Source organism: Anaerobiospirillum sp. NML120511, assembly GCF_023050955.1.
In the GTDB taxonomy this organism is placed as follows: domain Bacteria; phylum Pseudomonadota; class Gammaproteobacteria; order Enterobacterales; family Succinivibrionaceae; genus Anaerobiospirillum.
Genome location: NZ_JALKIK010000044.1, coordinates 1 through 11,540, shown reverse-complemented (window position 1 = coordinate 11,540; position 11,540 = coordinate 1). Strand labels below are relative to the sequence as shown.

The 11,540-nt window shown below is 52.9% G+C and carries 4 protein-coding genes and 1 pseudogene; all 5 read right to left on the bottom strand.

Annotated features, from left to right (window positions below; genetic code table 11):
• Positions 1 to 80: 80 nt before the first annotated feature.
• Complete coding sequence (gene trxB / locus MXE39_RS10570; protein WP_247074061.1) at positions 81 to 1,070, bottom strand: thioredoxin-disulfide reductase; 990 nt, start codon at positions 1,068 to 1,070, stop codon at positions 81 to 83.
• Positions 1,071 to 1,861: 791 nt separating this feature from the next.
• The gene (locus MXE39_RS10565) at positions 1,862 to 2,587 is read right to left on the bottom strand and encodes a hypothetical protein (protein WP_246977146.1); all 726 of its coding nucleotides are present in this window, start codon (positions 2,585 to 2,587) and stop codon (positions 1,862 to 1,864) included.
• Between the two features lie 883 nt (positions 2,588 to 3,470).
• Positions 3,471 to 5,204, bottom strand: coding sequence for a hypothetical protein (locus MXE39_RS10560; RefSeq protein ID WP_246977147.1), 1,734 nt, complete (start codon positions 5,202 to 5,204; stop codon positions 3,471 to 3,473).
• Between the two features lie 304 nt (positions 5,205 to 5,508).
• On the bottom strand, positions 5,509 to 6,207 hold the full coding sequence (locus MXE39_RS10555; RefSeq protein ID WP_246977148.1) for a M15 family metallopeptidase: 699 nt from the start codon (positions 6,205 to 6,207) through the stop codon (positions 5,509 to 5,511).
• Between the two features lie 396 nt (positions 6,208 to 6,603).
• Positions 6,604 to 11,540 (bottom strand): annotated as a pseudogene (locus MXE39_RS10550) (hypothetical protein); the annotation flags it as partial.

Genomic DNA, 11,540 nt, shown 5'->3' with positions numbered 1-11,540 from the left:
AGCCAGTGCTGCAGCTGGCCGCCAGCCAGCCCTGCCGGCTGCATGAAAGGCCGCAGGCGATCAGCCTGCAGCCTTGCTGATCAGGCAATACCCAGCACATACTGCTCAGCGTCCAGAGCAGCCTGGCAGCCCTGACCTGCGGCTACTACGGCCTGGTGGTACTCAGGGAAGGAGCAGTCACCGGCTGCAAATACGCCTGGAACTGAGGTAGAGGTGACAGGGGATTCGCTCTTTCTGGTAACGATATAGCCGCTCTTGTCGAGCTCGAGCTGATCCTTGAAGACATCGGTAGCAGGAGTGTGACCGATGGCAACGAATACGCCATTGAGGTCAATCTTGCGCTCTTCGCCCTTGACGTCTATGACAATGCCGTTTAACAGCTGCTCACCAACATACTCCTTGACGGTGGCATTAAGGATTAACTCCATCTTGCCAGTCTTTACCATCTCGTTGACGCGCTCTACCAGAACCTGCTCGGCACGGAAGCCTTCACGACGGTGGATGAGATAGACCTTGGAGCACAGATTGGCAAGGAACAGAGCCTCAACAAAGGCTACGGATCCGCCGCCGATAACAGCTACGGTCTTGTTTCTGAAGAACATGCCGTCACAGGTAGCACAGGCGGAAATACCACGACCCTTGAACTGAGCCTCAGATGGAATATCGAGGTAGCGGGCACGGGCACCAGTGGCAATAATTACTGAACGGGTCTTTAACTCCTGACCACCAGAAAGCTTGAGAGTCTTGATTTCGCCCTTAAGGTCGGCACCGACTACTACGTCGGCAATACCCTCAACGCCCAGCTCATTGACGTGCTTAATCATGTTCTGCATGATGTCAAAGCCGCTTGGATCACCAACAGCGCCAGGCCAGTTGCCTACTTCTGGAGTGGTAGTAAGCTGACCGCCCTCTTCAAAACCTTTTACCATTACAGGGTCGAGCTGGGCACGTGCAGTATAAATGGCAGCAGTGCATGCAGCCGGGCCGGATCCGATAATAACTACTTTGTGAATCTTCTCATCAACCATACGAACCTCTCCAGTCATCTCAGCTAAAACTGATAACAACAAGATCAAGCAGATCAGCTTCTGAAGTGAAGCAGAAGGAAAAAACCATGCAAGCTTCCGGATCTTTACAGCTGCTGCTGAAGCACCTCCAAAAGCTATCCCTTGAGTTAGTCTAATGATACCCAATTGGGAAATATTTTGCTCGACTTTGTAAAAAGCCCGTGCCATCGGGCTCTGGCGGCATATACAGGCCAAAATCTACAGCAATTTTTGTCAAATAGACCTGCCCAAACCCTGTAAGAGCGCGCTATTTTTTATCACTTCAGGCCATTACAACACCACCTGAGCGCAAGAAATATCAAACTAAAAAGCCTATTGCCCATCCAAAAATACCATTTTTCTCAAACCACCATGAGGCACAGCCTCCATAAATTCCCCGACAAGCCTGACAGCCCCGGCAACAACGCGCCCTCCCCCTGACCAGCTCTCCACCAGAAAAAAGTACCATTCCTGCCAGAAAAATTCCCCACTTACTGCCAGCCGCCCCAGCTCGTCATACAGGCAAACCGCCCCAGGCAAACAACGCCCGGCAAACAGGCGCGGGCAGGACAGCGCCAGGCGATGCTTGCACGGCGATACCAGCCTGGCGCGGCCAGGCATCCAGCACGCAAGAAAAGGGCGTCTGGTTAATGGCTGTCGATCGTCAGTGGCCGCTGACTTAGCCGGGTGTTTACGGACGCCCGGAAATGGCAAAGGGCTCTCTGAGTATGTTTCAGAGAGCCCTTTGCGTGAGTCTGGATGTCATGACAGGTTATGGCACTGGCCCTGCTCCTGTCACTGACATATAGCGCTGATTAGCGTGGAGCCTTTACTGGAGCTGGTGCAGCGGCTGCCGGAGCTGCGGCTGGTGCAGGAACCACTGGAGCTGCACCGGCAACAGGTCCCTCAATGTGGCCCTTTACGTAGTCACGGATCTTCAGGCGCAGCTGGTAGTCAAAGTCACGTACGGCACGGCGTGCAGTGTTAACGTCCTGAGCATACCTGGTGATGGTAGCAGCATTATCACCGTCGGCAATGCGGGCCTTGAGGATCTGCTTCTTGATGAACTCCTGATCCTTTAAAGCCTGCAGCTGGTCAAAGTCAGCCTTGAACACCTTGTTGAAGTCCTCACCTGCACACTCGGCAATAAAGGTGTTGTGCTGTGGACACCAGGTGCCAAGGGCCTTACCGGCGCCAGGACCCATGTGAGGAGTCAGGTGGGCAAGGTGATGAGCCTTGCCGTGGGCAGCCTTAACATGCTTTGGAGAGCGTGGGCCGGTATAGGCACGTGAGCCCGGTGCTGGTGGCATGCTATTTAAATGTGGGCACTCACCGGAAGCAGCGCGTGGACCGGTGCCGTTGCGTGGGCCCATGGCTGGACCCTGGCCATAGTAATCCCCGGCATTACCAAAGGCTGGATGTGGAGCGGTTACCAGCTGAGTCTCGGCCGGTGCGGCTGGTGCTGGTGCTGGAGCTGCAAAAACAGCAAAGGAAGAGGCGGCAACAGCAGCTACAACGGTAAGCTTAAGTACATTTCTCATAGTAAATTCCTCAAATTCATTAACTTTTGCATCACATCAGCACTTGCGCCCGTATGCGCCTGCCTGAAGGCTGACTCAAACCTGTCAGCCGCATAGCCCGATCCTGAGGAAAAATCTTCTGAGGGATCTGACCTTACGCTGCTATCCGGGGGACACTCAGATCAGCTTTTGCGCAGTATGCGACGGCATGTCACTCATTGGTGAATCTGACTACCATACTAGCGCCCGAATGTTAGTAATATCTTAGCTTTGCGTCAGTTTTTACTGTCCAAATCCTAATTCTGGCCTGTTCATGCCTTTTATCTCATTATCTATGTCACAAATGCAAATCACAAAACACCTTATGAAATCAGGCTGATCATCTTTCAGAAAATGCAGCCGGGCCCGCGCATAAGCCACTGTTAACCGAAAGTCAGACTGACATAACGAAATCTTTAAAAATGTATTGCCGTCGAAATTTACCACTGTCACTGTGACAGCAAATCCTCTTTCCACAAAAACAAAAGGGCTGTAAACAGCCCTCAGAAATTAAAAAATCACGCTCCAGATCACAACAGCAGCGATCCTGCCTCATTTTAAGTCACCCAGGAGACCACCTGCCCTGAAGGGCGGCAAGCTCCCGGATGCAGCTGCCACAGGGCGGCGCATCTGCTCTGACCATTACCATGGTTATAGCCAGGCAATGCGTACGGTCCGGCTACGGTCCGGCTACGGCCAAGGCCAGGGGCCAGACAAGGCCCGGCCAGGGCCTGGGCCACAGGCCAGGCCCTTGAGTACAGCCCAGAAAGCTTTTGGCCTGTAAGACCAGCACAGGTTCCATAACGCTGCATGATGTGAAACAGCATGCACGTCCATACTGGCTCCTGGCACGCAGCGGTGTGGGTCAGACCTTGCCTGAATCAGATGATGACAGGATTGTAGATATGTACAGCTTAAGGCAGGCAAGAAGATCCTTATTATGACGGCTGATCAATCTATACACAGTACTCTTGGTTACTTCATCTTTGCTGCCCAGGGACTCATTACAGCTGATTCTGTACAGATCGAGCATTCTTGTTGATGCACGGGCAAAATCGAGCAGTAATGGCTGCTTTTCTCTCTTGCACATGGCAAGAAAGTTAATGTTGTAGGTTTTTCCGGCGACCTTTGCAGCTTTCTGACACAGCCACTGTTCGTTGAGCGCTGCAATTATCTGTTTGAAGCCATGCTCGTCATTCTCAACTGTACATACATAGTACACAGTGCTGGCGTTCTCCGGATTCCTGTTAAAACTATCCAGAGCCTTCTTTGTAACCCTCTTTCCGGCAGGCTGTGAATAAATGGTCTTTTTCACCAGGGTCTTTAAGCCCTCAAAAGGATAAAGCTCATCCTTCAGCTCATCAGGAAAGAGTTTTTTATTCTTCTTGCCAAGACTCTGCAGCTCACTGAGTGAAACAGCCTCGACAGTTACTTTTTCCATATTGCCGCCATGAGTATATGCCTCAGATACAAAGCTCCTGTGCGACTTGCATTTTTCCAGATCCTTGCTGTTAAAGATCTGCTCTGTCTTTGTTACAACAAGCGGACTGCAGAAATCTACTGACTTAAACTCGCCATTGTCCAGGTCATACATGAAATCGTAATAATCGTCATCATCATCATCATCACATTCATCATTGCCAGTGTCGGTAGAGCCAGCTGCAATAAGCAGCTCTACACCACTGGAAAGAATGCCTTTGAACAGATGACCCGAGTGAGGAAATGCCTCTGTAACAAAGATATTGCCGGAAATGCTGCCAAAATGAGAGCTTAGTCTTTTGTAAGACTGCTCGTCCTGCTCCTCGGCGGCAACAAATATCAAATCTGAAAGTGATCGATCAGAGATGTTGTATATAAGCGCTTTCCAGAAAAGTGCGCTCTTGTTTATGTTTAAAGGGTTAATAGCCTGTGTATAAAGAATATCTCCCACGGATATGTCCATGAAAGCACGATCAGAGGTCAGGGCCTGGCCCCTGAGAAAACCATAGTCGGCCTTATACCCCAGTCGGTCCTGACTGACAGATGCCTCAGGAAAAGCTTTAAACCAGAACCCAGCTTGATCACTGGAGGTCGGAAAATCCTGATTTCTGCATGCTTCATCCCATGCAGCCATGACAAATGCCATATCAACAGGGGAATGATCCTGATGTGGCGGAAGAGAGTCTGGCAACAGAACGTTAATTGCTGCTGTGAAATCAGAATCAGCTGAGAGCTTGGCACCAACACTTTCAAAAGATCCGCAATCTGAAGACATGGCGATGAAGACAGCCCATAAAGTAGAAGCAAGATCGTACCTTACGGATGCAGGATCTCCTGCAGGCTGCACCTTGTCCTGTCCCGGAATCTTCATCATGTCCAGACACCTGAGAACATCCTGTCTCAGGCCGCTATCCTCAGCTGCCTTTCTTGCAAGGCTGTAAGCAGCGCGATACTCCTCTCCATTAAGCATCCTTATGCCGCAATGCTTAAGAAAATAGTTCATTGAATAGCCATGTTCAGGATCAATATGTCTCTTTACCTCCTTTGGAGAGACATCATCAGAATACCTGTCCCACGACCACTGCTCATCAGGATCTGATTTATAAGTAATAGTAAACATATTGCTGTTGACCTTAAAAGAAATTAAAACACAAGGTTATTACTGACCATAATAATATGGAAAGCATATGCCATATCATCAGTACGGCTCACGACAACCTCTTCAGCCAATGTCGCAGCATGACCATGACCATGACCAGTTATCAGGCATATTATTCAATGCAGCTCAGGCGCAGCATGCCAATGACCCCGGCACAGCAATAAGCTAAATGCAGCTCAGGCGCAGCATGCCAATGGCTACGGCTCAGCAATAAGCTAAATGCAGCTCAGGCGCAGCATGCCAATGGCTACGGATCAGCAATCAGCTAAATGCAGCAGAAGCGTAGCATGGCATCAGCCTGCTCAAGAGTCATGACGCTGCGGACATAGGGAGCAAACTCAAGGTCGCTGCCGGCTACATAATCAAGTGCATCCTGGAAGTCATACTCCCTTAAATACTCCTGCGCAGTAGCAAGATGGGAAATATGCCATGGCTCATTACCTACAACGACAAGACCAGCACCTTCGGCATCGTCAGGAAGACCGCCCGGACGGCTGAAACCACCCTGGTAAGGATTGCCAAACCCATATGTTCTCAGATTTTCCCTGAGAAAGCATCCCAGCTCATAAAAATAAGCCCCATGATCATACTCACGGCTGGTCAGCTGAAGCTTCTGCCCCTCAGGCAATTTGTTTGGAGCATATACATCAAAGTCAGATCCGAAGTGATGACGGGAAAAACCAGGCATAGCTGAAAAGCGCAAAATGGCTCTGATGCGCTCTACCGGATCCTCAGGAATAACAGCCAGTGGCTCCTCATTGGCATCCAGAATGGGACGATCGCCTCGAAACTTGGCACCAAAGATAGCAGCCTGTGCCTCGAAAGAACGAAAAGCCGAGCATGCCTTAAGCTCAAAGCCCTCACGGGCTGCACACTCACGCAGCTCAAGAAATGCCTCCTTTGCCTCAGGAAGGCACATCAGGCCATCCTCAAACTCAACCAGGCCCTCAGTACTCAGGCCCATACATCTGGTCACCTCAATCATCATTACTCCCGCTCTCAAATTCCCTGAAATTAGCTCACATCATGTCTGTTCGCTACAGCCATTCTGCAGCTGCTGAAACAGCTGCATCCTGTGCAGATACGGCAGCTCCCGCTACAGCATGGCAGCGCAAAGCTGGCACAGCGCTGCAGCCATGCAGGTCATGATGTACGCGCTGCGCATGCTGTGCGTGCGGCGCATGATGTGCGAGCTGAGCATGCTGTGTGTGCGGCGCATGATGTGCGAGCTGAGCATGCTGTGTGTGCGGCGCATCAGTGTGTGCTGCCAGCAGTCTGCACTGCCAGACATGGAGTATAGCCGCATAAGTATGAGCTAAATGCATAAAAAAAGAGGTGACCGAAGTCACCTCCCTTTTAATTACAGCCTGGCTTCAGGCTGGCCGCCCTGCGGATCGGCACCGAATACATCTGAATCGAATGGAATGTCAGCAAGACTACCATCTTCATCAAATGCGCTGTCGTCGAAACCTGGCAGATCGGTAAATGAACCCAGATCTTCATCGGAGTCCAGCTGGCCGGCATCATCAAAGCCGCCAAAGCCGTCATCCAGGTTCCCAAAGTCGCCATCGGAACCGGCGCCGGACATCATGTCCTCAACAAAGCGGTCCTGGGCATCCAGGGCTTCCTGCTTGTCAAAGTCGATGCCATTGTCGCCTTCACCGTCCATCATGCCGGCCACCATTGACTGATCTTCATTGTCCTGAGCAGTATTATCAAATCCTGACAGGTCAAGATCGTCCATGCCGTCAGCTGCAAAATCAGCCGGGGCAACGGATTCACCGGAATTTAAGGCCAGCTCGTGCTCGCCCTCAGCAGCACCTGCTTCCTCTGCTGGCTGTGCCTGCAGGCGGGTGCCTGACTGGACAATAGCCTCTGGAATATCAGCAGGTACATCACTGAGCATATCGGCCAGAGCGTCTGAACCGTCGATGCTGGAGTTGAGCAGAGCTTCATCATCACTGATATCAAAATCAGGTGGTGCCATGTCTGGCATGCTATCACCTGACTGAGTCAGATCAGTTTCAGCCTCTGGCTCAGCAGCTGCCTCAACAGCAGGCTCCTCAGTAAAATCACTGGTGGTAAAGCCTGCATCAGACATGCTGCCCAGATCACTGGTCATGCTCTCAGCAGCCTCTGCCGGCTCTGCGGCACTGACACCTGACACATTGCTGATATCGAACTCATCCTGCGGTACAGACCACATGGAAGGCTCATCACTGTCAGCAGCCTGTTCAGTACTGTCAGCCTCAGGGACAATTTCTGCATCCTGAACCTTTGAGGCATCAATGAATGGCTCTTCGATTTCATGGGCCAGCTCTGTCTCCTCAGCACTTGCCTCAGGAGCCTCAACCACCGGAGCAGCCTCAGCGTCAGCATCTGCCACAGCCTCAGCAGCCTCTGGCACCTCTGCCATGTGGGCATCAGCGTCTGCCTCTGGCACCTCTGCCATGTGGGCATCAGCGGCGGCCTCAGGCATCTCTGCCTTGTCGGCATCAGCATCTGACATAGCCTCAGCAGCCTCAGGCATCTCTGCTATGTTGCCATCAGCGGCAGCCTCAGGCATACCGGCCCCCATGTCAGCCTCTGGCATGTCAGCCATGTCAGAGCCGAAGTCAGGGCCATCGGCCAGATCATCACCGGAGATGATGTCATCGGCCAGGCTCTTACCGGCATCGCTTTGAGTACCAGTGCCCATGTCAGCCTCATCAGCAGGCTTGCGAGCAAGCTCACCGAGGTCTGCACCAAAGTCATTGGCCAGAACTTCAGCAGCTGGATCAACAGCCTCTGGCATATCGCCAGCAAGGTCATGCTGAGCAGCGGACTGAGTCTCAGGCTGGATAGCTGCATCAGATGCCGGAGCAGCGTCTTCAGCAGAATCACCAAACTCGTTGCTGGTGATCTCATCCAGATTGAGGTTATCCAGAGCTCCCTCAAGGTCAACACCTTCATTCAGAGCACTGCCGGAGGCCATTTCCTCAGGCTCAGGCATGATGAAGTCATTTTCCTTGAGGTCGTTGTGATGATTGTTCTCGATATTCTCAAGACCACGGAAATCATCACCCATCAGATCGGAGAAGTTCTGATCATCAGCAAGCTCGTGATTCAGATTCTGAGCTGCCTCACGATCAGCCGTGCCAGGAGCGATATTGAGCTCGTCATCGCCAAAGTCCTCAGATCCGCTGACATCGATGTTGTCGAGCATCTTATTGCTCTCATCAAGATCGAAGTCATTTTCGTGGTTCTGACCGGCAGCAATTTCTGCTTCAGAAGGAATTACCAGGTCAACTGACTCACCAGAGCTTGGAATTACATCGTCCATGCCCTTGAACTCAGTATCAGCCTCTGAGCGTGGAGCATCAGATGCCAGTTCGCTTTCGAGCAGACTGTCTTCGTTTCTGGAAGCATGAGACTGGTCACCCTCTGATGAAGGATTATTACCGCTCATAAGGTTCTCAGCGAAACGGGTGAAGTCATCAGCCATGCTATCGCCGATATCATCTACCGGGCCGGTTTCCCAATCACCCCTGCCCATTTCCTCATGATCATCACCGAGGAAAGGATAAGAGTTGTCGGTTTCTTCAAATGGGAATGAAGAGTCAACTGCGCCAATGGAGCCGAATCCGTCATTTGCAGAATCACCCATGGATGACATTGCATCATGATTAAGCCCATTATCGCCAAGATCATGCATGGCACCGCCTGACAGGTCATGGTCGCCGCCAAAGGCAGACATACCGCTGTCATCCGGACCAAAGTCATTCATGCCGCCGCCCAGATCGTTACCGAATAGTCCATTGGAATCATGGCTCATTGAATCATGTCCAAATGGGTTCTCTGAGTTCAGCGCATCAAGCTCATCATCGTCATCGGTACCAAACGCATCAGCTACGGCAGCTGCTGCAGCCTTGTCAGCCTCATCACCGCCAAAGATGTCGTCTTCGGCAGATGGGGCTTCCTCAGCCTTTGCCTCAGGATCAGCTGCAGCTTCAGCAGCTGACTCAGCTTCTGGCTCGACTGCAGGTTCTGTTGCAGCTGCCTCAGCTGGAGTTTCGGCAGCATCGGCAACAGCTGGTGCAGCTTCCTCAAGAGCCTCTTGAGCTGCAGCGTCAGCTTCAGCTGCTGGAGCCTCAGCGGCCTCAGCAAATGGGTCAGCGTCGCCACCAAAGGCGTCATCAGCTGCACTGGCTGGAGCTTCAGCTGGCGCCTCAGCAAATGGGTCAGCGTCGCCGCCAAAGGCGTCATCAGCTGCAGCCTCAGGTGCATCACCATCAAGACCAAGAGCTTCATTGAAGTCCTGACCCTGAACAGAATCATCACCCTTAACTACATCATCTTCCTGGGACAGATCCTTAAAGGCAGCATCATCAGGCCCACCGGCATCAAGGCCGTCGCCCATGGCAGCTCCAAGGTCATCACCCATAGAGGCGAAATCATCACCACCAAGATCGCCGCCCAGGTCACCAATGTCACCCATATCAGCAGGATCGGCAGCAAAGTCACCGCCCATGTTGCCCATCTCTGCACCGATGGCAGCACCGGACTCAGCGGCAAGATCGTCGCCGAAATCATCCAGGGCATCATCACCGGAAGCCATCAGGTCATCTGATGCGGAATCGCCAGCGCCCATCAGATCATCTGCTGCAGCATCATGCTCTGGAGCATCGAAGCCAGCAGCCAGATCATCGCCTTCAGTTGAAGAGCCGAAGTCGTCTGATGAACCAAAAGTATCATCTGCAGCAAAAGCATCGTCAGCAGCTTCAGGAGCCTGGCTTCCAAGTGCTTTTGCCAGATCAGCAGCCTCACTCTCAAGAGGCTCATCCTGACTTGCATCTGCACGGGAGTCATCCATTGCATCAGCAAAGTCTGTGGCACCGCTTTCCTGAGGCTCCTCAAGATTGGCATCAGCAAGGGAAGTACCCATTACGTCAGCCAGATCACGTGCTTCTTCAGTTGCAGCCTGAGGCACAGCCTCACGCTCGAGATCAGCTACGTGGTCCTCATTGAGGTTAAAGGTATTTGAAAGTTCGTCCAGTTCGCTTGGAGCATCATGAATGGCTGAACTGTCAGCACTGCCGCTGAGAGCATCTGCAGAATCTTCAGCAGACAGGTCTGTATCAGCACCAAAACCGGCATCATCACCGCCAAAAGCATCTGCTGCGTCCAGGGCGTCAACAGGGTGAGCTTCATCGCCAGAGGCTCCTTCGTTGAGATCAACAAAGGAATTACTGTCATCAGCACCAGGGCTATCAGCACCGACATTGAGATCACCCATATCTGAGGCAGAGTCAGCAGCCAAATCGCCGCCAAAATCACCGCCCAGGTCTGAGCCAAAGCCCATTTCACCCATGTCAGTTCCGGACTCGGAAGGAAGATCACTGCCAAAATCCATGCCGCCCATGTCAGCGCCGGAAGCGGCTGACAGATCGTCACCACCGAAGTCCATGCCGCCCATGTCGGCACCGGAAGCGGCTGACAGATCGTCACCACCGAAGTCCATGCCGCCCATGTCAGCGCCGGAAGCGGCTGACAGATCGTCACCACCGAAGTCCATGCCGCCCATGTCAGCACCGGAAGCGGCTGACAGATCGTCACCACCGAAGTCCATGCCGCCCATGTCGGCTCCGGAGTCGGCTGACAGATCGTCACCACCGAAGTCCATGCCTCCCATGTCAGCACCGGAGTCGGCTGACAGATCGTCACCACCGAAGTCCATGCCGCCCATGTCAGCACCGGAATCGGCTGACAGATCGTCACCACCGAAGTCCATGCCGCCCATGTCAGCACCGGAATCGGCTGACAGATCGTCACCACCGAAATCCATGCCGCCCATGTCAGCGCCGGAATCAGCTGACAGATCGTCACCACTGAAGTCCATGCCGCCCATGTCGGCGCCGGAATCGGCTGACAGATCGTCACCACCGAAGTCCATGCCGCCCATGTCAGCACCGGAATCGGCTGACAGATCGTCACCACCGAAGTCCATGCCGCCCATGTCAGCACCCGAATCGGCTGACAGATCGTCACCACCGAAGTCCATGCCGCCCATGTCAGCACCGGAATCGGCTGACAGATCGTCACCACCGACGTCCATGCCTGCCATGGAAGCGCCGCAATCGGCTGACAGATCGTCGCCACCGAAGTCCATGCCGCCCACGTCAGAAACGGACTCGGCTGACAGATCACTGTCGCCAAATCCCATATCGCCGATGGAGTCAGCTCCCAGGTCGCTTGAGCCGAAGCCCATGTCGCCTGTATCTGCACCGGAGTCAGCGGTTGCAGCTGCGGCTGCGCCGC

What these genes read in the sequence shown, in the direction of transcription:
- MXE39_RS10565 (WP_246977146.1), bottom strand. Translation starts at nt 2,587, where the DNA reads ATGAGAAATGTACTTAAGCTTACCGTTGTAGCTGCTGTTGCCGCCTCT.
- MXE39_RS10560 (WP_246977147.1), bottom strand. Translation starts at nt 5,204, where the DNA reads ATGTTTACTATTACTTATAAATCAGATCCTGATGAGCAGTGGTCGTGG.
- MXE39_RS10555 (WP_246977148.1), bottom strand. Translation starts at nt 6,207, where the DNA reads ATGGGCCTGAGTACTGAGGGCCTGGTTGAGTTTGAGGATGGCCTGATG.